This is a genomic window from Campylobacter concisus (assembly GCF_015229965.1).
GTDB lineage: Bacteria > Campylobacterota > Campylobacteria > Campylobacterales > Campylobacteraceae > Campylobacter_A > Campylobacter_A concisus_BD.
Map to the genome: position 1 here is coordinate 1 of NZ_JAAKZB010000024.1, position 21,230 is coordinate 21,230.

Annotated in this window: 24 protein-coding genes and 5 tRNA genes; 15 read left to right on the top strand and 14 right to left on the bottom strand. The window is 39.9% G+C overall.

Features of this window, described 5'->3' with window-relative positions:
- The first annotated feature begins 240 nt into the window (after positions 1 to 240).
- The gene (sodB, locus tag G6W43_RS08960) at positions 241 to 858 is read left to right on the top strand and encodes a superoxide dismutase [Fe] (RefSeq protein WP_194169633.1); all 618 of its coding nucleotides are present in this window, start codon (positions 241 to 243) and stop codon (positions 856 to 858) included.
- A gap of 548 nt (positions 859 to 1,406) precedes the next feature.
- Here sodB and G6W43_RS08965 read toward each other — a convergent pair.
- Entirely contained in the window at positions 1,407 to 2,573 is a 1,167-nt protein-coding gene (locus tag G6W43_RS08965; protein ID WP_194169634.1) for a MalY/PatB family protein, read from the bottom strand.
- An 89-nt stretch (positions 2,574 to 2,662) separates the two neighbouring features.
- Here G6W43_RS08965 and G6W43_RS08970 point away from each other — a divergent pair, with 89 nt between their 5' ends.
- From G6W43_RS08970 to tpx, 3 genes are all read left to right on the top strand, one after another.
- Positions 2,663 to 3,118, top strand: coding sequence for a DIP1984 family protein (locus G6W43_RS08970; protein ID WP_194169635.1), 456 nt, complete (start codon positions 2,663 to 2,665; stop codon positions 3,116 to 3,118).
- A gap of 218 nt (positions 3,119 to 3,336) precedes the next feature.
- Positions 3,337 to 4,479 (top strand): trans-sulfuration enzyme family protein, encoded by a 1,143-nt coding sequence (locus G6W43_RS08975; RefSeq protein ID WP_194169636.1) that lies wholly within the window; start codon positions 3,337 to 3,339, stop codon positions 4,477 to 4,479.
- 9 nt (positions 4,480 to 4,488) lie between these two features.
- Positions 4,489 to 5,019: a thiol peroxidase gene (tpx, locus tag G6W43_RS08980; RefSeq protein WP_194169637.1), complete on the top strand. Its 531-nt coding sequence runs from the start codon at positions 4,489 to 4,491 to the stop codon at positions 5,017 to 5,019.
- Positions 5,020 to 5,025: 6 nt separating this feature from the next.
- Here the strand turns inward: tpx and G6W43_RS08985 are convergent, their stop codons facing one another.
- From G6W43_RS08985 to G6W43_RS09010, 6 genes are all read right to left on the bottom strand, one after another.
- Positions 5,026 to 5,442 (bottom strand): hypothetical protein, encoded by a 417-nt coding sequence (locus tag G6W43_RS08985; RefSeq protein WP_194169638.1) that lies wholly within the window; start codon positions 5,440 to 5,442, stop codon positions 5,026 to 5,028.
- Positions 5,443 to 5,745: 303 nt separating this feature from the next.
- Positions 5,746 to 5,835 (bottom strand) — tRNA-Ser (locus G6W43_RS08990).
- A 58-nt stretch (positions 5,836 to 5,893) separates the two neighbouring features.
- Complete coding sequence (locus G6W43_RS08995) at positions 5,894 to 6,049, bottom strand: hypothetical protein (RefSeq protein WP_021086361.1); 156 nt, start codon at positions 6,047 to 6,049, stop codon at positions 5,894 to 5,896.
- Between the two features lie 31 nt (positions 6,050 to 6,080).
- Positions 6,081 to 6,154 (bottom strand) — tRNA-Cys (locus G6W43_RS09000).
- A 7-nt stretch (positions 6,155 to 6,161) separates the two neighbouring features.
- Positions 6,162 to 6,248: transfer RNA gene (locus tag G6W43_RS09005), tRNA-Leu, on the bottom strand.
- A 9-nt stretch (positions 6,249 to 6,257) separates the two neighbouring features.
- Positions 6,258 to 6,332: transfer RNA gene (locus tag G6W43_RS09010), tRNA-Gly, on the bottom strand.
- Between the two features lie 103 nt (positions 6,333 to 6,435).
- On the opposite strand from G6W43_RS09010, the gene G6W43_RS09015 reads away from it, so the two are divergent.
- From G6W43_RS09015 to G6W43_RS09045, 7 genes are all read left to right on the top strand, one after another.
- Positions 6,436 to 6,511: transfer RNA gene (locus G6W43_RS09015), tRNA-Ala, on the top strand.
- A 103-nt stretch (positions 6,512 to 6,614) separates the two neighbouring features.
- Complete coding sequence (locus G6W43_RS09020; protein WP_012140598.1) at positions 6,615 to 7,355, top strand: spore coat protein; 741 nt, start codon at positions 6,615 to 6,617, stop codon at positions 7,353 to 7,355.
- Positions 7,356 to 7,436: 81 nt separating this feature from the next.
- Complete coding sequence (locus G6W43_RS09025) at positions 7,437 to 8,561, top strand: PepSY-associated TM helix domain-containing protein (RefSeq protein ID WP_103646287.1); 1,125 nt, start codon at positions 7,437 to 7,439, stop codon at positions 8,559 to 8,561.
- Positions 8,562 to 8,632: 71 nt separating this feature from the next.
- Complete coding sequence (locus G6W43_RS09030; protein WP_009494790.1) at positions 8,633 to 9,655, top strand: ribonucleotide-diphosphate reductase subunit beta; 1,023 nt, start codon at positions 8,633 to 8,635, stop codon at positions 9,653 to 9,655.
- Complete coding sequence (locus G6W43_RS09035) at positions 9,642 to 10,136, top strand: hypothetical protein (protein ID WP_180995789.1); 495 nt, start codon at positions 9,642 to 9,644, stop codon at positions 10,134 to 10,136. The genes G6W43_RS09030 and G6W43_RS09035 overlap by 14 nt, the downstream gene beginning before the upstream one ends.
- On the top strand, positions 10,137 to 10,904 hold the full coding sequence (locus G6W43_RS09040; RefSeq protein ID WP_148824933.1) for a carbon-nitrogen hydrolase family protein: 768 nt from the start codon (positions 10,137 to 10,139) through the stop codon (positions 10,902 to 10,904).
- 60 nt (positions 10,905 to 10,964) lie between these two features.
- A complete protein-coding gene (locus G6W43_RS09045; RefSeq protein WP_103620436.1) occupies positions 10,965 to 11,597 on the top strand; it encodes a protein-L-isoaspartate(D-aspartate) O-methyltransferase in 633 nt (210 codons plus the stop codon).
- Positions 11,598 to 11,615: 18 nt separating this feature from the next.
- Here G6W43_RS09045 and G6W43_RS09050 read toward each other — a convergent pair whose 3' ends face one another.
- The 3 genes from G6W43_RS09050 to G6W43_RS09060 all read right to left on the bottom strand — a co-directional run bounded on the left by G6W43_RS09050 (position 11,616) and on the right by G6W43_RS09060 (position 12,826).
- On the bottom strand, positions 11,616 to 11,771 hold the full coding sequence (locus G6W43_RS09050; protein ID WP_187422422.1) for a hypothetical protein: 156 nt from the start codon (positions 11,769 to 11,771) through the stop codon (positions 11,616 to 11,618).
- Positions 11,753 to 12,100 carry a hypothetical protein gene (locus G6W43_RS09055; protein ID WP_187422423.1) on the bottom strand — a complete coding sequence of 116 codons (348 nt, stop codon included), beginning with the start codon at positions 12,098 to 12,100 and terminating at the stop codon, positions 11,753 to 11,755. Before G6W43_RS09055 ends, G6W43_RS09050 begins: the two co-directional genes overlap by 19 nt.
- A 141-nt stretch (positions 12,101 to 12,241) precedes the next feature.
- Positions 12,242 to 12,826, bottom strand: coding sequence for a hypothetical protein (locus tag G6W43_RS09060; RefSeq protein WP_103570718.1), 585 nt, complete (start codon positions 12,824 to 12,826; stop codon positions 12,242 to 12,244).
- A 170-nt stretch (positions 12,827 to 12,996) separates the two neighbouring features.
- Between G6W43_RS09060 and G6W43_RS09065 the strand changes: the two genes are divergently transcribed.
- The gene (locus tag G6W43_RS09065; protein ID WP_012140605.1) at positions 12,997 to 13,215 is read left to right on the top strand and encodes a hypothetical protein; all 219 of its coding nucleotides are present in this window, start codon (positions 12,997 to 12,999) and stop codon (positions 13,213 to 13,215) included.
- Positions 13,216 to 13,241: 26 nt separating this feature from the next.
- Here the strand turns inward: G6W43_RS09065 and G6W43_RS09070 are convergent, their stop codons facing one another.
- From G6W43_RS09070 to G6W43_RS09085, 4 genes are all read right to left on the bottom strand, one after another.
- Positions 13,242 to 13,625, bottom strand: coding sequence for a hypothetical protein (locus G6W43_RS09070; protein ID WP_148824935.1), 384 nt, complete (start codon positions 13,623 to 13,625; stop codon positions 13,242 to 13,244).
- A 105-nt stretch (positions 13,626 to 13,730) separates the two neighbouring features.
- Positions 13,731 to 14,318 (bottom strand): outer membrane beta-barrel protein, encoded by a 588-nt coding sequence (locus G6W43_RS09075; protein ID WP_242040037.1) that lies wholly within the window; start codon positions 14,316 to 14,318, stop codon positions 13,731 to 13,733.
- Positions 14,319 to 14,524: 206 nt separating this feature from the next.
- Entirely contained in the window at positions 14,525 to 16,099 is a 1,575-nt protein-coding gene (recJ, locus tag G6W43_RS09080) for a single-stranded-DNA-specific exonuclease RecJ (RefSeq protein WP_194169639.1), read from the bottom strand.
- A gap of 312 nt (positions 16,100 to 16,411) precedes the next feature.
- Complete coding sequence (locus G6W43_RS09085) at positions 16,412 to 18,046, bottom strand: CTP synthase (protein ID WP_194169640.1); 1,635 nt, start codon at positions 18,044 to 18,046, stop codon at positions 16,412 to 16,414.
- Positions 18,047 to 18,172: 126 nt separating this feature from the next.
- On the opposite strand from G6W43_RS09085, the gene G6W43_RS09090 reads away from it, so the two are divergent.
- Genes G6W43_RS09090 through G6W43_RS09100 form a run of 3 tightly spaced genes read left to right on the top strand, consistent with a single transcriptional unit; the run spans position 18,173 to position 21,042 of the window.
- The gene (locus G6W43_RS09090) at positions 18,173 to 18,388 is read left to right on the top strand and encodes a DUF4492 domain-containing protein (protein WP_194169641.1); all 216 of its coding nucleotides are present in this window, start codon (positions 18,173 to 18,175) and stop codon (positions 18,386 to 18,388) included.
- 1 nt (position 18,389) lies between these two features.
- Complete coding sequence (locus G6W43_RS09095) at positions 18,390 to 19,925, top strand: cytochrome ubiquinol oxidase subunit I (protein WP_194169642.1); 1,536 nt, start codon at positions 18,390 to 18,392, stop codon at positions 19,923 to 19,925.
- Positions 19,915 to 21,042, top strand: coding sequence for a cytochrome d ubiquinol oxidase subunit II (locus G6W43_RS09100; protein WP_342672234.1), 1,128 nt, complete (start codon positions 19,915 to 19,917; stop codon positions 21,040 to 21,042). The genes G6W43_RS09095 and G6W43_RS09100 overlap by 11 nt, the downstream gene beginning before the upstream one ends.
- The last annotated feature ends 188 nt before the right edge of the window (positions 21,043 to 21,230 follow it).

Consider the following 21,230-nt stretch of genomic DNA (forward strand, 5'->3'; position numbering starts at 1 on the left):
CATTTAGAGCAATTTAAATTTACTTTTCTCTCTTTAGCAAAGCTAAATTTGCACTTTTAGGATATAAATTTTCACTCTTTTAACCATAAATTTGTAAAGCAAATTCACTCATCTTTTATAAATGAAAAAATTAGCTTTTATAAAAACGCCCTATTTTTGGCTTAAATTTTGAAAGATTTTGTTTGTTAATCTTTTGTGGCTATAATGCGAAATAACAAATTTTATTATTAAGGAATTATTATGTTTGAACTAAGAAAACTTCCGTTTGACGCAAACCACAACGCAGTAGTAAGTGCTAAAACCTGTGAATACCACTACGGCAAGCACCACGCGACATATGTTGCAAATTTAAACAATCTCATAAAAGATACAAAATTTGCTAACGCATCATTTTACGAGATCTTAAGAAATAGCGAAGGCGGCCTTTACAACAACGTCGCTCAAGTTTATAACCACGACTTTTACTGGGACTGCATCGCTAAAAAAAGCGAGATGTCAAGTGAGCTAAAAGCTGCGATCGAGGCAAATTTCGCAAACTTCAAAGAGGAGTTTTTAAAAGCAGCTACAACACTTTTTGGCTCAGGCTGGGCGTGGCTTGTATTTGACCCAAGCAGCAAAAAACTAGAGATCGTGCAAACTAGCAACGCAAAAACTCCAGTAAGCGATGGCAAAGTGCCACTTCTAGTCGTTGATGTTTGGGAGCACGCTTACTACATCGACAACTTCAACGCTCGTCCAAAATACCTAGAGACATTTTACGAGAACATAAACTGGGAATTTGTAAGCCAAGCTTACGAGTGGGCGCTAAAAGAGGGCCTTGGCTCAGTTGAGTTTTACACAAAAGAACTACATAAATAATATCTGGCGGGACCTCCCCCGCCTTTAAATTTCTACTTTTACTCAAATTTAACTATCAAATTTATCATTATTATAAAGAGAGCGCAAACACTTGTTTTTACAAATGGCCTTTTTTATAAATTTACAACCATCAAATTTATTAGCAAAATCACTTTTTGAAAGATAATACGATCTTAAACGGCTCAAATTCTCGTTTTGGCAAGTGAGTTTTCTTAAATTTAAAGCCTGCGCAAGATATCTCACTTTCAAATTTCTATTTTTCAAATTTGAGTTGCTAAATTTAGTAAGCAATAGGCGCGATGGTTATAACTTTGAAATGACATAAAATACTCGGTTTTAGCGACCGCCCTATTTTGATGCGGTGGCTTTCACTTTAAATTTAGCGCTATAAAACGAAACCAGAAACGACTATCTCGCCTTTAAATTTATCAGAAAACTCACTTTGATATTTAAGAAATGGGGGCAGTATTTGTTACTTCAAAATGCCCTCAGTAGCTATTTTGTATCAAGCAAAGGCGGCTTAAATTTCAAAGCCACCCAGCCAAAATTTATCTTTTTGAAGTGTATAAATTTATCCCATTTTGCAAGCGTTTTAGCCCTTCAAGCACCCTCTCACGCTGCGTTGCGATATTCATACGAAGGAAAAATCTATCTCCCCTGTAAGCGTTGCCGTCATTTAGCCAAAGTCCGGCTTTATCGCGCAAGAAATTCATAAACTCACTCGAATCCTCGCAAAACGCACTGCAGTCAAGCCACAAAAGATAGGTCGCACTTGATGGCAGGAGCTTCACTGGCAAGCCTTGCTCTTTTATAAAGTTTGCGACGACCTTTTTGTTTTCAAAAAGATACTCTCTAAGCTCATTAAGCCACGCCTCGCCCTCGTTAAACGCGGCAATTGCGGCGATGATCGCAAAGGCATTTGCCTCGCCGACCTCATCGTAGTTGATGGCAGCATTTAGCCTTGATCTGATCTTTTCATTTGGCGTGACGACGGCTGAGCTTTGAAGGCCAGCTATGTTAAAGGCCTTTGTAGGCGAGATGCACGTGATGGAGTTGTTTTTGCACTCCTCGCTCACACTGATAAATGGCACGTAGTTTAGCCCAGGATCAGTTATATCGCAGTGAATTTCATCGCTGATAACCAAAACATCGTGCTTATAGCAAAGCTCGCCTATCTTTTTAAGCGTCTCTTTGTTCCAAATTTTGCCTATTGGATTGTGAGGATTACAAAGAAGCATCATTGTAGTTAGCGGCTGAGCTAGCTTTGCCTCGAGGTCGTCAAAGTCGATCTCGTAAGAGCCATTTTTATAGACGAGGTCGTTTGATAAAATTTCACGTCCGTTGTTTTTGATGCAGTTAAAAAAGACGTGATAGACAGGCGCTTGCACTAAAATTTGATCTCCTGGGCTGCTAAATCTCCTAATAGCAGTTGAGATAGCTGGTATGACGCCAGTGCAAAAGCACATCCACTCGTTCTCTAAGCTCACGTTGTGACGTCTTTGCCACCAGCTCTTTATCGCTTCGTTCCACTCTTTTGGGATGAAAGAGTAGCCAAAGACGCCGTTATCAAGGCGCTTTTGCAAGACGCTTAAGATCTCAGGTGCGGCCTTAAAGTCCATATCTGCAACCCACATCGGCAAAACATCGCTCTTCATACGCCATTTTGATGAGTTTGTGCCTTCTCTGCTTACTAATGTGTCAAAATCGTACTTCATAGCTTTTCCTTAAATAAAATTTTAAATCAATTATAACCCAAAAGATACTAAGATGGTTTAAAAATTTAATACCAAAAAAAGGAAAAATGATGAAACTAGCTCAGGCCCTCATCCTAAGATATGACACGCAAAAGCGCATCGAACAGCTAAAAGTTAGGCTACTTAGCAACGCAAAAATGCAAGAAAACGAAAGTCCAAGCGAAGATCCAAAGCTTCTTTTAAAAGAGCTTGACAAGCTAACAAGCGAGCTTTTTACGCTCATTTGCTCTATAAATTTAACAAATTCAAGCGCTAAATTTGATGGCATGAGCCTAACTGAGATGATCGCTAAAAAGGACGCTTTGACGCTAAAAGCAAACGTGCTTAGGGAGTTTGCCACGAGTGCTAGCCAAAAGGTCGATCTCTACTCAAATAGCGAGATCAAAATTTTAAGCACAGTCGATGTGAGCGCACTTCAAAAGCAAGTGGATGCGCTTTCAAAAGAGATCAGAGAGCTTGAGATGAAGCTTCAGGAGGCAAACTGGGCGATTGAACTAGTAGAGTAAAATTTATGGTAAAAATTTAGCCAAAAGCGAGTAAAAAACCATACATTGGCGGCTTGCGAAGACCAGGCAAAAGCTTAAATTTAGTCTTAGCAATCTTACAAATGCAAATTTAAAAAGCACTTTTACTACCACTTACTGGTTTGGCTATATTTTGGGTGGGTTTGGGGAAAATTAATCTTTATCATGTAAAATTTCGTAAATTTTTAAAAAGGAAATTTATGAAACTAGACACTCTAATCGTAAAAGGCATCGAAGCTAAAAACAACCCAAACAAAGCGGTCGTTCCGCCTGTATTTTTAGCTAGCACCTTCGTACAAGATGACCTTGAAAATTTTCAAGAATTTGCCTACTCACGTGGCAACAACCCTACAAAAAAGGCATTTGATGATATCTTTGCTAAAGTTGAAGGTAGCAAATACGCATTTAGCTTTGGCTCAGGCATGGCAGCAACAGCAGCCGCACTTAGCCTTATAAAAACAGGGCAAAAAGTCCTACTAAATAGCAATGTCTATGGCGGCACTTATAGATATGTCACGACAGTTTTTGAAAGCCACGGCATAAAGAGCGAATTTATAGATGATCTAAATTTTTTAAGCGAAGATGATATAAGCGAGGATGTGGCAGCGATCTTCATCGAAACTCCCTCAAATCCTCTCTTAAGAGTTACTGATATCGCTAGAATTTCAAAGATCGCTCACAAAAAGGGTGCTCTAGTCATCGTGGATAATACATTTTTGACGCCTTACTATCAAAAAGTGCTTGAGCATGGAGCTGACATCGTGGTATATAGCGCCACAAAATATATCGGCGGACACGCTGACGTGATCGCTGGTATCGTCACGCTAAACGATGATGCTTTGGCTGAAAAGATAAAATTTGCCAAAAATACGCTTGGTGGCATCATCAGTCCGATGGACGCATACTACCTAATACGTGGGCTTAAAACTCTTAGCGTTAGGTTTGACAGACAAACGCAAAATACCCATAAGATCATCAAATTTTTAGAGGATAATGACGCCGTTAGCGTGGTGCATTTCCCTGGCTCATATAGCGAGCAAGAGGCCAAGATGCAAGCGGCTCAAGCAAGCGATATCGGCGCTCTTATCTCATTTGAGCTTGATGAAAAATATGATGTAAATAAATTTGTAAAAGCGCTAGAAATTTTTGATCTAGCAGTGAGCCTTGGCGGCGTAGAGAGCCTTATCTGCAGGCCTGCAACGATGACGCACGAGGCATATCCAAAAGAGGTGCTAGACAAGATCGGCATAAAGCAAAATTTGCTTCGCCTAGCCATCGGCATCGAAAATGTCGATGATCTAATAGCTGATCTTGATCAAGCGTTTAAAAAAGCTAAAAGATAAGGAGAAATCATGGCAACTACAAAATTTAAAGGCAGTGAGGTAAATTTAAGCGGAAACGAGCTATTTGTCGGCTCTTATGCGCCTGAGGCAAGAGTCGTAGCGCAAGATCTTAGCGAATTTAGCGTGGGCGGAAATAACGGCATCGAGGTGCTTGTCTGCTTGCCATCACTAGATACTGGTGTTTGCGCGGCAGAAGCACGTAAATTTAACGAAAAAGTAGCTGGCAAACAAGGCATTAGACTTAGCATCATCTCAAACGACCTGCCATTTGCGATGGGGAGATTTTGCACGACTGAGGGCATAGCAAACCTGCGCATGGGAAGCGACTTTAGATATGGCGAATTTGCCCAAAACTACGGCATGCTGATGAGTGACGGGGCGCTAAAAGGCTTGCTTGCAAGAGCGGTCTTTGTCATCAAAGATGGCGTAATAATTCACAAGCAAATCGTCCCTGAAGTGACAGAGGAGCCAAACTACGACGCAGTTTTTGACGCGATAAAACAAAGTGGCGGATGTGGTTGTGGCTGCGGCTGCCATTAAAATTTACTATGCAAAAAGCCCAGCTATGATGGCAAAGAGCTGACTGCCTGCCACCACTAGCTCGGCTCCATCTTTTACGTCCCTTAAAACTGGCTTTATTGAGGCTAGTTTTAGGCTTGATTTTTCTTTTATTTGTTCGTTTTTCGGAGGCAGGTCTTGTGTGATAGTGGCGTATTTTTTGATGATCTCTACCACCTTTTTTATCTCATCTGGCAAATTTTCATCCAAATTTTTAGGTAGCGAGATATATAAATTTTCACGACTTCTAGTTAGCAAGACGTAAATTTTCCTATAAAAAAGCGCCCTTTCATTTTTATATATAGTCTGTAAAAACGCCAAAAAGTTGTGGATGATGACATTTTGCGCCTCAAGGCCCTTGATCGACTGCATAGTCAAAACCTCTACATTTTTGCCCTCTGGCAAGACGCTCTCTTTTATGGCATTTACAGCGACCTTGCTATTACTTAAAACGACACTTGTTTCTCCATCTGGTAAGGCACATTTATTGCCTCTTGCTCTTTAGCGCCAAGGTACTTTTGTATATTTTCATCTAAGCATTAAATTTGCTTTGTTCTCACACTTTTTTGAGATTAAAATTCTGCTATTTTTAGCTTTTCCAAGAACACAGTTTTTGCTGTAATTCAACACGGATCATATTTATATTAAGTTCTAAAAAATTGAAAATAAAAATGACTAAAAAATTAAAAAGTGATTTTAAATTTGAAGTGGCCGGGAGATAGGGATTCGAACCCCAGGAGGCTTTCACACCTCAACGGTTTTCAAGACCGCCGCTTTCGACCGCTCAGCCATCTCCCGATTTAAAGATTTGTGATTATAGCCAACTTTGCTTAAAATTTGCTATAACCACTAAGAATTATTCTGTTTTTTCTTTGACGTAGCTAGCGCCGTCATTGATCTTTTCTTTAGTCCATTCTTTGGCGTTGTGGCTATCTTCTTTTACGCCGTGCCAAGTGTTTGAACAACCTACTGCAAAAAATGCCATACAAACTATTAAAAGCAATTTTTTCATCGTTAACCCTTTATGTAGTTATTTTTGAAGTTGGAGGCGACACCCGGATTCGAACCGGGGATCAAAGCTTTGCAGGCTCATGCCTTACCACTTGGCCATGTCGCCGTTTTGGTGGTGCCCGAGACCGGACTTGAACCGGTACGGTAAAAACTACCGAGGGATTTTAAGTCCCTTGCGTCTACCATTCCGCCACTCGGGCAAAATTTAATGGAGCGGGAAACGAGATTCGAACTCGCGACCCCAACCTTGGCAAGGTTGTGCTCTACCCCTGAGCTATTCCCGCATTAAAGGTTGCAATGTTACCCAAAAGTTGCTTAAAAATTTATTTTATAAAAACGACTTTCAAAAAAATGTAAGCCATAAAAAGATAAAATACCAAATCTTTTGGGGTTATAGCTCAGCTGGGAGAGCGCTTGAATGGCATTCAAGAGGTCGGCGGTTCGATCCCGCTTAACTCCACCATGATTTTACTCTCTTTTTTTGCTAACAAATATTTTCACGTTTTTCATGAAATTTTACGTCAAATATATGTAAAAATTTAGAATTCTTTCGCTACATTTACAACATGCAAAATTTAAAACAATATGTAAATGAAATTTTAAAAAATCACTATGATGAGCGTGTATTTAGCTTTGAATTTGATGGGCAAAAATTTTGGTTAAAGCGCATTGAAAAGAGCATCGAAGGCAGCTTTTTAACTAAAATTTTTAAACCAAACCCTTTTAAGTCATTTGCCGCTGAGATAAAAAAGCTTGAAATTTTAAACGAGGCAAATGCTCCTGCTCCAAAAATAGTGCTAAAAAGTGATGAATTTTTCGTTATAGAAGATGTTGGCGAGCCAGTTGCTAGGCTATTTAAATATAGCACCGATGAAAATTTTAAGCATGAAATTTTACTAAAAGCAGCCCGCGCATTAGCTGGACTTCACGCACTAAATTTCGTGCACGGACGCCCAGCACTTAGGGATATCGCCATAAAAAATGACGAGATAAATTTTATTGATTTTGAGTCAAAATTTTTTAGCGATGATCTAGAGCTTAGAAAGTGTCGTGATCTGCTAGTTTTCATCCACGAGCTCTACCGACAAAAAATTTCAAACGAGCTTGTAAAAGAGGCGATTGATGAGTACGTTAAGGCTAATGGCAGCGAAATTTACAAGCACTCTTTGCGATTAATAGTGAAATTTAAGCCACTTTTCTACCTGCTAAGGCCGTTTAAATTTTTAGATAAAAAGGATCTAAACGCAGCTATTTCAACATTTGAGCTACTTTTGCCAGCCGCAAAATCCAAAATCACATCCAGATAACTAAAAAATAATCTTCTAAATTTTATCTCTGCTTAACAAAAAATAAATTAATATTCGTTATTAAAATCTAAAAGGAGATATATGCTTTTCAAGCGTAACAAAATCATTTTCAACATCCACCTAATAATCGGCCTAATCGCGACTATACCGCTACTTATCATGACGCTTGCAGCGCCATTTGCCTCTTACAGAGAGGAGATAAAATCTGCGATAAATGAAAAATATATAAATTTAGCGCCTAGCGAAAAGCCAAATTTAAGCTTAAGCGAGATCCTCGCCAAAGCAAAAAGTGAGATCAATTTTGACACGCTTGAAAACGTACAAATCGGCGGCGAAAACAAAGCTTATAGCATCAGCGTCACTAAAGACAAAAAGTTCTTAAATTTCTTCATCGATCCACGTAGCGGCGAGGTGATCAGCGAAGACTGGGGCGAGAAAACTCGCATGATAATACTAAGCCTACATAGAAATTTAGGCCTTGCCCTGCTTGATAGCAAAGTCCCAGCCAACATCGGCAAGCAAATAGTCGCCATTAGCTCCATCATCATGGCGCTTCTTGCCATAAGCGGCCTCATCCTCTACGCACCAGCGATCAAGCGAAATTTACTAAATTCGCTAAAGATCAAGCCAAGTGCAAAGGGCTACGCCTGCTTTTACAACCTCCACACGAGCCTTGGCACCTACGTGGCGATCCTGCTTGTCGTGATGTCGCTAACTGGGCTTTACTGGTCTTATGGCTGGGTCAGAAACAGCGTAAATAGCGTATTTTTCGAGCTAAAACCAAGCCAGGCGCAAAGGGTAATGCCTCAAAGAAATTTAATCCCAATAAGCGACGAGAAATTTAAAGAGATCGAGACTGCGGAGCAAATTTTTAAAGAAAATGTCACGCTAGAGCTAAAATCACTCACGATAAACGTGCCTGAAAACAACCAAAGCACCTACACCATAAACTACGAAACTAGCGAGAGTCAAGTGGGCAAACTAAAGCTTGACGCGAGCGCTGGCAAAATAAAAGAAAACAAGCTTGTTAGCAAGGCTGAAAGCATCCCAGAGGCAAAAAAGGCTGGCCGAAAAGTGCTTAGCTTGCATACTGGAGAGATGTTTGGCGAGGTCGGTCAGATCGTCTTTGCCCTATCTTGCGTGATCGCAGTTTTACTAATAATAACTGGCTTTTTGATGACCATAAAAAGGAGCAAAGCCATATAAATAAAAGTAAATTTTTACCTTGCTTTGGGTAAGATTTTAAGAAATTTTTACCACAAACAAGAGAGAAATTTATGAATAGAAAACGCATATACAACCCAAGTTCAAATGAAAATTTGACCGATAGAAGAGTCTTTAACGGCAACCCACACGGCATTTTAAATTTCACCAAGGCAAAATACGAGTGGGCGTTAAAGCTTTGGGACCTCATGGAGGCAAACACCTGGTTTCCAAAAGAGGTCGATACCACCGACGACGTGCGCGACTACGCCTACAACCTCACAGAGGCTGAAAAACGCATGTATGACCTCGTCTGGAGCCAGCTCATCTCGATGGATAGCTTTCAGACAAACAACCTAGCTGACAACATCAACCCTTACATCACCGCACCAGAGATCAACGCCGTGCTAAGCCGTCAAGCCTATGAAGAGGCAAACCACAGCAAGTCTTACGCCGTCATGGTCGAGGCGATCTGTGACAACACAGACCTCATCTACGAAATGGAGAAGCACGACGACGTCTTGCGCGAGAAAAACGACTACATCTCAAGCGTCTATGAGGAGCTTGCAGGCGAAGTGACTGACGAGAAGCTACTTCTTGCGATGGTTGCGAACCAAATTTTAGAGGGCATCTACTTTTACAGCGGCTTTACAGCGATCTACGCCCTAGCTCGCGCTGGCAAGATGCTAGGCTCAGCGCAGATGATACGCTTCATCCAACGCGACGAGATCACGCACCTGCTCTTGTTTCAAAACATGATAAATTCAGTCCGCAAAGAAAGACCCGACCTTTTCACGCCTGAGACTGAGGCAAAAATTTATGATATGTTTGAAAAAGCTGGAAATTTAGAGATCAAATGGGGCAAATACATCACCCAAAACCAAATAATGGGCTTTACTGATGATATCATCGAGCAGTACATCCACTATCTCATCGACCAACGCCTAGTTGCGATCGGCCTAAAACGCAAATACAATGTTGCTCACCCGATCAAATGGGTCGATGACTTTGCTAAATTTAACGACCAAAAGTCAAATTTCTTTGAAGCAAAGGTGACAAACTATAGTAAGGGAAGTATCAGCTTTGATGACTTTTAAAAATGGCATCTTAGCCCTTGCCTGCGTGCTTTTTGTGGGGTGTGCGAGCAGTAGTAATGAAAGAGCCATTAACATAGCAAATAAGGATTTGCTAAATAGCTTTAACCCTTACATACTTGCTAAAACTAACGAAACCAAAGATGCCGTCACCTACCAAAGCATGCCAGCTGGCGATGTTTGGCCAAGTATAGCGCCTATTGGCTCTGCGCTTGTTGTTGATGTTTTTAAGGAGATAAACAAAGTGTGCAACTTCAAATATAGCGACCTAAAAGAGACTAGGATGGTATATTTTGACGATAAAACCTCGTTTTCTTATGAAGTCTGGGTCTTTAACGATCCGCTTTCAGGGCGCGATGATAAGATCACAGCTATAACTGTTTTGCTAAAGCCAACGCCTGATATCGGTGGAACGGATATGGATTTTAGGATACCAGCAGATTGTCATGCGCCAAAGCAAACTACATTTGTATTTGGAAAATAAATGAACGAAAATTTAAACCTAATAAGCCTAACTTTAAAGGCAAAAAATGCTACCGATCGGCTAGAAGAGCTTGCAAATTTAGTTGAGGCTGCACCTGAAAACTCACTCCTGCTTGCAAGCGAGCTTTGCATAAGCGGCTACGACTTTGACGGCTTTTTTGCTGGGGCAAATAAAGCGATGCTTGGTGGCATGATAGGTAGCTTTGATGCAATGCTGCTTGAACGCTTGCAAGAGGCACTTAGTCCAGATAAATTTCTTGGTTTTACGCACCTTAGCAGCCTAAACAAAAGCGCAGGGCTCGCTCAAATTTCAAATCTAAATCCGCACCAACCAAAAATTTATAACGAATTTTTACTTCTTAACTCAAACAACGTCTTTCATTCGCAGTTTAAGGCTGAGCTTTTTAGGCCAAATTTAGAGCACGAGATATTTGCTGCTGGCGAAGTGAGCGATATAAACGCATTTACATTTAAAGGGTTAAAGCTTGGCGTGCTGATATGCTTTGAGCTGCGTGATAGCAGGCTTTGGGCAAAGCTAAGAGGATGCGACATCATCATGGTGCCAGCCATGTGGGGCAAGGCTAGAGAGGAAGCCTACCTTAGCCTTTGCAAGGCACTTGCGATCGCAAATAACTGCTACGTCATGATATCAAGCTCGCTTGATCTTGAGGTCGCTGGGGTCTTTTTGCCAGACGGCACGCTAGAAGCAAGCGCAGTTTTTGACGCAAATTTGATCACGCAGATAAAGAAAAATTTAGGGCTTTTATAAATTTTAAGATAAGCTTTAAATCGTATAATAACGATTTAAAATTTGTTTAGGATAGAAATTTTGACCCAATTAGAAGCGATAAAATGCCAAAATTTAGCTAGCGACATAGCCGATGAGATCACACTAAGTCCGCTTTTGTTTGACGCGATATCAACTACCGAGCGCGAAATTTTCGTGCCTATCCCGGCACATGCTTACAAGCTTGACGCGCAGCCGATCCTGGGTAATCAGTGGATCAGCTCGCCGCTAACGGTGGCAAAGATGACGATGGCGCTAGAGTGCGAAAACGTGGATAACATCCTAGAAATAGGCTGTGGCAGCGGCTATCAAGCAGCGATACTAAGCAAGCTCGCACATAGAATTTTTAGCGTCGAGCGCATAGAAAAGCTAGCCATGGAGGCAAAAAAACGCTTCGAGACGCTAAAGATCAAAAACGTGCACGTAAGATATGATGATGGCAACAACGGCTGGCGAAGCTACGCGCCGTTTGATAGGATTTTACTCTCGGCTGCTGCTGATGAGATCTCACCAAATTTATTTAGCCAGCTAAAAAATGGCGGCATCTTGGTCGCTCCGATGAAAAAAGATGGCAAGCAGTTTATCGCTAAATTTAGAAAAGATGAGAGTGGAAATTTAGAAAAAGAGTTTTTAGACGAGTGCCTTTTTGTGCCACTTCTTGAGGGCAGAGAGTAGAGGCTTTTACCTCTACAACTACCACCTAACCAGCCACTCACCGCTAGGGTGCTGCGTAAATACAATATCATCAAATTTTGTAGTCTCTTCGCCATCTGCTGTGATAAATGTAACGCTAAAACTAAATGCATTTTTGGCGATAAATTTAACATTTTCTATACGCAAGATGTCCACACATTCTGCATATGTATATTTAAATGTTTTATAACGCCATTACCTTTTCCTAAAGCAGGTGTTCTTTTACCGCCTTCCATATATTTATCATTTTTATTAGCCTTATAGCATGCCATGTTTGACAAAAACTCTTGCATTCTAGGTTTTGCACTATCAAATTTGGCTTGATATTCTTTTGATACTTTTATACCAGAAACAGAGTTTGACACCGACGAAGTAATTGTTGTGCTTTTGCTTTTTGTTGATTTTGGTGGGCTTGGCAGATCTGGAAGTGTGCAGCCGCTAAAGATAGCACATAACATAATAAGATAGAGTGATTTTGTTTTCATTTTTTTCCTTTTTTTAAAGTAGAGCACATTCTACCCCCCCCCCCGCTTAAAAAAGGTTGCTTGGATAGGTTAAAATTTTAACAAATCATCTACGTGAGTAAAAGATGGCAAAGCCTAAGCCTTGCCATAAATTTAGATTTTTTAGAATTTATAAGTGTAGCCTGTGTAAATTCCCACACTTGTATCTCTTAGCTGAGCGCCACTATTTTTCTTATAAAATGTCTTATCAGCTTTTAGACCAAACTCAAGCGCGTTGTGAGCGTCAAATGAGTAGATACCACCAGCTTTTGCGCCAACTAGCAAGCCTTTGAAATTTTTCTTGCTAGTTTCGTTTTCAAAGCTTTGTCTAACACTTAGATAACCAAGACCAGCATAACCGCCAAGCACGGCTTTAAAGTTTTCAGTGATGTTTGGTGTGTAGTCAGCGCCTGCTAAAAGCTTATGTTTGCTCCATTTTGCGTCTGCTTCACCAGCATTTTTTCTAGCTTTAAAGTCATAGTAGTAGCCACCATACGCTCTATAGCTGTCAAAATCATAACCGCCATAAAAGCCAAGTCCGTAGTGACCTTTGTTGAAGTTATTTTTTTCGCTTTTTGCGATATTTTTAGTTTTGATCTTTGAGTTGAACGAATAATCGCCCTCGCCACCGACAAAAGCACCTTGTGCAAGCGCTGCTGAACTAACTAAAGCTAAAACCAAGCTTGATTTTACAAGTAAATTTTTCATACTTCTCCTTTAAAAATTTTCGTGATTTTACTATTACGCGTTTAATCTATATGAAATTTAAATTTAACAAAGCCCTATTTTTCATAGTTTGTGAGCTTTTAAATTTAAATTCATCTATATTTACTATTAAATTTTAAAATTACACAAAATTTTTCAACAAAGGAGAGAAAATGGCACTAGATAAAGAGCTAGTAAATTTCGGTGAAGAGCATGAGCTAAATGCGATCCTTTCAAAATTTGGCAAATCACAAAGCCAAAAAAACAGAGCAACACTTGGCGAGCTTGGCAAAAAATGCAAGGAAAAACTTGCTAAAAGAGTGCTAACTCAAGACGAATTTGGTGAGTTTGTAAAAGCACACCTAAAAGAGCTTGAAGACAAAAAAGCTTAAATCTCTGGGGGCAACCCCAGAAAATCCTACTTGCAATCCTCTTTTGTCAAATTTATCACAGTAAAATTTTTGCCATTTGCGTAGTTGTATATCCACGAGGCTTTATCGATAAGAGGGTTTTTACTGCTACAAAAGTCCTCTTTTAGCATTTCAGTCTGCAACTTTTTAAACTCATCTATCTGTTCTTTAGTAAATTTACTAAATTTAATATCCTCGCTATCATTTATAACAAACGTGGTTTTTAGGGTCTCATTTTCGCATGTAGCACCCGTTATTACGCTATTTTCATCGACTCTTGTGGGAGCTGGCTCATCGATCATGCTTACAACAGCTTTAATAAATGCATTATTACAATCAACTGCAAAGGCAGCAGTTAAGAGCATAAATAAAGACAATATTATTTTATTCATTTTGTAGCCTTTTTGAAAAGTATATTAAATTTAATGGTAAAAATACTAGAGATAAATTTGCGCCCAAACTAGGACGCAAATTTCTTAAGGAGGGAATGTTTAATATTAAAATTTATAAGTGTAGCCTACGTAAAGACCGATGTTGCTCTCTCTAACTCTGCTAACGTCATCTGCCTTATAGAAAGTGTAGTCAGTTTTTATGCCAGCTTCTAGGATATTGTTTTGATCAAGTAGGTACTCAGCACCAAATTTAGCGCCCAAAACAAATCCTGTGTCATAGAATTTTTTATTCACATCGTCTCTTGTGATAGAAAGTCTTGATACGCCAGTATAACCACCCGCAACAAGTTTGATATCTTTGGTGATGCTTGGAGTGTAGTCAACGCCTGCTAATAAGCTATGCTTTTTCCACTTAACAGTAAATCTGTCATCATCGTCTTCTATTTGTTTTTTTGTTTGAAAGCTATAAAAATAAGCACCATAAGCTCTGAAGCTGTCAAAATCATAACCAGCTTTTATGCCGCTGTTAAATTGACCTTTTCTAACGCTTCCGCTCTCGCCGTCTGTTGTTTTCTCTTTCCAATTTGATGCAAAAGAGTATCCGCCCTCGTAACCAATAAATGTTCCCTCTGCCATAGCAAATGAGCAAACCGCACATGCAATAATGCTAGCTTTCAAAAATGAACTTTTCATTTTCAATCCTTTAAAAATATAATATAAATGTAATTTTACGGATTTTTATTTAAAATATTATTAATTTATAATATTAAATAAGCATTGATAAATTTATTTTGTTTATAAAGTTCGTATTTTAGGGATTTATATAAATAAATTTATGAAATTTTAAATTATTAAAAAGTAACACCTAGTCGTTAAATTTCAAACGACTAGGCAAAATGCTATAAAATTTCTCTTATCAAAAGCTGTGGCGTAACAAGCCCGCGGAACGAATTTTTAGATACGCAAAAAATGACATCCACCATCTCACCCACTCTAACGTGCCTTGTGAAGTTAAAAAATAGCGCCTCAAGCGTTTTGTTGTCTTTTTGCAAGATAAGTTTTAAGTGGTTTTGATCCCTGCCTATAAGCCTCTCGTTTTTAACGACGGCATTTTCTATCTTAAAGACTGGGCGTGGATTTTTCTGTCCGTACGGCTCGTAAAATTCCAAAATTTCAAGTAGTTCAAAGTCGATCTCGCTTGGCATTATGTCACCAAGTAGCTCGTCTGAGCTTTTGCACTCTTGCATATTTAGGCACGAGCAGCTTTTATTTATCTCCTCTTTAAATTTTTCCAAATTTTCAGGCGCAAGAGTTAGCCCTGCTGCACCTTTGTGACCGCCGTAGCTTGTTAGCAGATCTTCGTGGCTTGCGATGAGTGATAAGATATCAAGCTTGCCAACACTTCTGGCACTCCCTTTTGCGCGGCCTTTATCTATGCTAAAGACGATAGCTGGCTTTGCAAAGTGCTTTGCTAGGCGGCTAGCCACGATGCCTATCACGCCCTCATGCCACTGCTCTCCCCAAGTAATGATGACCTCATCGTCCTCTTTTACGTCCTTTAGCGAACAATCAAAGAGTTGTCGCTCCTCCTCTTTTCTGGAGTTGTTAAATTCAATGATCGTATCAAGGTAGTTGTAGGCCTCTTCGATGCTCTTTGCGCGCAAGAAGTTAAAAGAATTCATCGCATCATCCATGCGTCCGGCTGAATTTATAAGAGGTGCTATAAGAAAGCTGATATCATCGCACTCAAATTTATCCTTGCCATAAAACTCTTTTATGACGTAAAATGCCGAACGCTTAGATGCATTTAGCTTACTAATGCCCATGCGAACGAGCATCCTGTTCATATCCCTTAGCTCCATCATATCAGCGATTATCGCGATGGCTAGGAGCTCTAGAAATTTACTCATATCATAGTTTAAGCCATAAACATCTTTTAGCGCGCCCACCAAATACCAAGCGACCTCAGCGCCGCAAATTTCGATATTTGGAAAACTGCAGTCCTCTTGTTTTGGATTGATGATGGCGTAGGCTTCTGGTAGAATGGCTGGTGGCATGTGGTGATCTGTGATGATAAGATCTATGCCCTTTTCTTTGCAGATGTTAGCTGCTTCATTAGCCGAGATGCCGTTATCGACGGTGATTATTAGACTCACATCGTTTGCAAGCTCATCGATAATCTCAGGGTTTAAGCCGTATCCGTCCTTAAAGCGATTTGGGATCTTTACTAGGTAGTTTTTTACGCCAAGATCATCAAAAAACTCAGCTAAAATCACACTTGAAACCACACCATCGACATCATAATCACCAACAATGGCGATGTGTTCACTTCTATCGATCGCTTCTTTGATGCGATTAGCGCCTTTATAGATATCTTTTAGGGCGCTTGGCGTTGGAATTTCACTAAGTTTTTTGTGTATGTCGTTACAAAATCTACGTGCTAGTAAATTCCTAATATCCTCTTTAGTTAACATAGCTTTGGCAAGGACTTTTTGACGCCCTGCCAACTTTTACTAATGCTATTTGCTCACTTAAATTTACGCCCAAAGTGCCAAAAATTTGGCAACAAAAATGCTTTTTTTTCATCGTAATCTTTCGTCTTTATTTTGAATGCTTTGATTATATCTTTTTGAAATTTAATTTCTTATAATTTTCATTGAAAGTAAGATTTTTAGGGCAAAAAACTTTTGTTAAATTGATACTCTTTATAAATTAGCCATTGTAAATTTGAGGTAAAAAATGAGAGAAATTTAAAGAGAATTTGGCAAGAAAGCTTGCCAAATTTATCATTTTACGTGATTAGCCAGGCTTGCTTTGATAAAGCCTAAGATCACAGGGTTTGGTCTAGTTAGGCGACTAGTAAATTCAGGGTGACACTGCACGCCTACAAACCACGGATGTCCTTTTAGCTCGACTGCTTCTACTAGTCCGTCGCTTTCGCCACTTACTATAAGGCCAGCCTTTTCAAAGACCTCTTTGTATTTTGGATTTGCCTCGTAGCGGTGGCGGTGGCGCTCTTTTACGCTCTTTGCATTGCCATAAATTTCAGCCAAAAGCGTCTTTGGCTTGATGTCGCAGTTATAAGCACCTAGCCTCATCGTGCCGCCAAGTGGGCTTGTGTGCGTTCTTATCTGCTTTTTGCCGTGGGCGTCAATGAAGCTATCTATTAGATATATGATAGGATTTTTGCACTCTTTATTAAACTCCATAGAATTTGCATCTTCTAAGCCCAAAACATCCCTTGCAAACTCGATCATCGCTAGCTGCATACCAAGGCAAATTCCAAGATATGGGATCTTATTTACACGAGCAAATTTTATGGCCTGCATCTTGCCTAAAACGCCCCTTTCGCCAAAACCGCCAGCTACTAATATGCCGTCCACATCTTTTAAAAGCTCATTTACATTGCTCTCCTCTATCTTTTCGCTATCTATCCAGCGTAAATTTACCCTAGCGTCTAAATTTGCTCCAGCATGGATGATGCCCTCAGTTAGGCTCTTATAGCTCTCTTTTAGATCGATATATTTACCCACAAAAGCTATCGTAGTTTCATTTGTTGGAGCGATGATCCTTTTTACTAGGCTATCCCAGTTTGCCATGTCTGGTTTTAGCTCACCAAAGCCTAAATTTTCAGCGATCGGCACTAGAATGTCTTGCTTTAAAAATGAAAGTGGAATTTGATAGATACTTGCGCTATCTAAGCTCTCTATGACGCAGTTTTTCTCCACACCACAGCTTGCTGCGATCTTATCTTTTAGCTCGCGGTTTAGTGGCATTTCAGATCTGCAGATGATGATATCTGGGCTTATGCCGATACGTCTTAGCTCGCCTACGCTATGCTGAGTTGGCTTCGTCTTTAGCTCGCCAGCTACTTTGATAAATGGCACAAGCGTTAGGTGGATATTTATCGCTCTTTTTTTGCCAACTTCTACTCTTAAGGCTCTTATCGCCTCTAAAAATGGCAAGCCCTCGATGTCGCCGACGGTTCCGCCGATCTCGACTATTAGCACATCTTTGCCCTCGCCTGCTTTTTTGATACGATCAACTATCTCGCCAACGATGTGCGGGATCACTTGGATAGTCTTTCCAAGGTAGTCGCCACGTCGCTCTTTTTCGATGACCGAGCTATAAACTCTGCCCGTTGTGAAGTTATTGTCCTGACTTAGGCTCTCATCTAAAAATCTCTCATAGTGACCAAGGTCAAGATCAGTTTCAGCGCCATCGTCTGTGACAAAGACTTCGCCGTGTTCTAGTGGGCTCATCGTGCCAGGATCTACGTTGATATATGGGTCAGCTTTTAAAACACTCACTTTTAAGCCAGAATTTTTAAGTAATGTCGCGATAGACGCAGCTGCGATGCCTTTTCCAAGTGAGCTTAAAACACCACCTGTGATAAAAATATACTTCGTCTCTTTTGCCATCAAATTTTCCTTAACTTTAGTTATTTTTTAATCTGCCGATTATACCCCTTAAATATTTAGTAAGGCATTAATCATGCAAATTTTAAAAATTATTCTTTAAGTCTTTTTATTATAGACTTCGCCATTATGATTAAAAACTGCTTAAGAAACATCGCCTCATTATATGTAGACGGCTTTAAAAATATGAAAATCGGCAAGAAACTATGGCTTCTCATAGCGATAAAGCTTATCATTATGTTTGGGGTTTTAAAGCTCTTTTTCTTTAATGAGACACTTAATACCAAATTTCAAACCGAGGAAGAAAAAAGCGAATTTGTAATTCGTAATTTAATAAAGGAATAAAATGTCAGAGATGGATTTTGTTGATTGGTCTAGGGCTCAGTTTGCGCTGACTGCCATTTACCACTTTTTGTTTGTCCCGCTTACGTTGGGGCTAAGTTTTATCATCGCCATTATGGAGACGATATATGTTAAAACTGGTGACAAAGCCTGGCTTGAGATAACGAAATTTTGGCTAAAGCTCTTTGGTATAAATTTCGCTATTGGTGTAGCTACTGGCATCATCATGGAATTTGAGTTTGGTACAAACTGGGCGAATTATAGCTGGTTTGTCGGCGATATATTTGGCGCTCCGCTTGCGATCGAGGGCTTGCTAGCATTTTTCATGGAGAGTACATTTTTTGCCATTATGTTTTTTGGCTGGGATAAGGTTAGTAAGAAATTTCACCTGCTTTCAACTTGGCTTGTTGCGATCGGTTCAAATTTAAGCGCACTTTGGATCTTGATCGCAAACGGCTGGATGCAATACCCAATCGGCATGAAATTTAACCCAGATACAGCTAGAATGGAGATGCAAAACTTCTTCGAAGTCGCACTAAATCCACTTGGCATCACTAAATTTTTACACACAGTAACTAGCGGCTACACTATCTCAGCTCTTTTTGTGATAGGAATTTCTGCTTGGTTTTTGATCCAAAAACGCCACATCTTGCTTGCTAAAAAAAGCATCGTAGTTGCTAGCGCATTTGGTCTTATCACTTCGGCATTTTTGCTACTTAGTGGCGATGAGAGCGCATATCTTGCAGCTCAAAAGCAGCCTATGAAACTTGCAGCCATGGAGGGACTTTACAAGGGCGAGAAAAACGCTGGCCTAGTTGCTGCTGGTATTTTAAACCCAGCTAAAAAGCTTGGCGATGAGAGCGATGCCTTTTTGTTTGAGATAAAGGTGCCTTACGCACTTGGCATCATGGCAAACAGAGAGCTTGACTCATTTACACCAGGCATAAACGACCTACTTTATGGCAACAGCGAGCACAATCTAATAAGCGTCGAAGAGAAGATGGCAAAGGGCAAAGTAGCTATCGAAGCTCTTAAAAACTACAAAGAGGCTAAAAAAGCAAATGACGAGAGCTTGATGAAAAGCTCGCTTTCAAATTTAGAGAGCAATCTAAATTTCTTAGGATATGGCTATCTTAAGGACGCAAAAGATGCTGTGCCACCAGTTGCACTTACATTTTATAGCTTCCACATTATGGTCGCACTTGGCACTTATTTCATAGCTCTTTTTGCTATCACTCTTTATCTAAATCTCTCAAGAAAATATAAATTTGAAAACATAAGAGCATTTTTGTGGATATGCCTATTTACCATACCGCTTGGCTACATCGCAGCTGAGGCTGGCTGGATAGTAGCAGAGGTCGGCCGTCAGCCATGGGCGATACAAGATCTCATGACCGTTGGCGTAGGAGCTACAAATTTATCTGACTCAAATGTCAAAATTTCATTTATATTATTTGCTGTTTTATTTACGATCTTGCTGATAGCCGAGATCAAGATCATGCTTAAGCAAATAAAGATAGGATTTAACGATCATGCATAGTTTAAGCTTAGAAAATTTACAAATTTATTGGTGGTTTATAGTTAGCCTTCTTGGCGGACTTTTGGTCTTTATGATGTTCGTTCAAGGCGGCCAGTCGCTCATCTTTAGCCTTGGCAAGGACGAGCTTAAAAAAGATATGCTCATAAATTCTATCGGTAGAAAATGGGAGCTTACATTTACGACACTTGTTATGTTTGGTGGCGCGTGCTTTGCGGCGTTCCCACTATTTTACGCTACTAGTTTTGGCGGTGCTTACTGGGTTTGGCTGGCTATTTTGTTTTGCTTTATCATCCAAGCTGTAAGCTACGAGTACCGCAAAAAGCCTGATAACTTTTTAGGAGCTAGAACTTATGAAATTTTCCTTTTCATAAATGGCTCACTTGGCGTTATCCTTATTGGCATGGCAGTTAGCACATTTTTTAGCGGTAGTGATTTTGTACTAAATGAGCACAACTTTGTCGAGTGGAAGACTCCATTTCGTGGTCTTGAAGCTTTATCAAATCCTTACTTGTACTTGCTTGGCATAGCGATGTTTTTCTTATCTCGCGTAGGCGGCTGCTTATATCTTATAAACAACATCGCTGATGGCGAATTTATACAAAACGCTAGAAAACAGCTAATTATCAACACCGTGCTATTCTTGCCATTTTTCCTAGGATTTCTTGCGTGGATACTTACAAAAGATGGCTTTGCATACGACGCAAACGGTGTAGTTAGCCTTGTGCCTTACAAATACGCTATAAATTTGATCGAGATGCCTATCGCTGGCGCACTACTACTTGTTGGCGTGCTTTTGGTGCTTATTGGAATTTTCCAAGGGGCATTTACAAAAAGCATTCGTGGAATTTTTGCTTACGGCGTTGGCGTAACGCTTGCTGTAACCGCGCTATTTTTGATAACAGGGCTAAATGGCACTGCATTTTATCCGTCATTTAGCGACCTCTCTAGCTCGCTAACTATCAAAAATGCAAGCTCTAGCCACTACACACTTGGCGTTATGGCCTATGTTAGCTTGCTAGTGCCAGTAGTACTTGCTTATATCTTCATCGTCTGGAGAGCGATAGATAGCAAGAAGATCACGCAAGATGAGATCAAAAACGATCATCACGCATACTAAGGATAAAAGATGTTAGAAGCAGGAATTTTTTTGATACTTTGGCCAGTAACGCTGTTTATTAGCTACAAATTTGTTCTTTTTTCTCTCAAGAAATTTGACGCAAATAACTAAAATTTAGGGGCATTTGCTCCTAAATTCTTCTTTTTATTTTTACCTCTTAAAACGACTTTCTTATAAATTTACTTAAG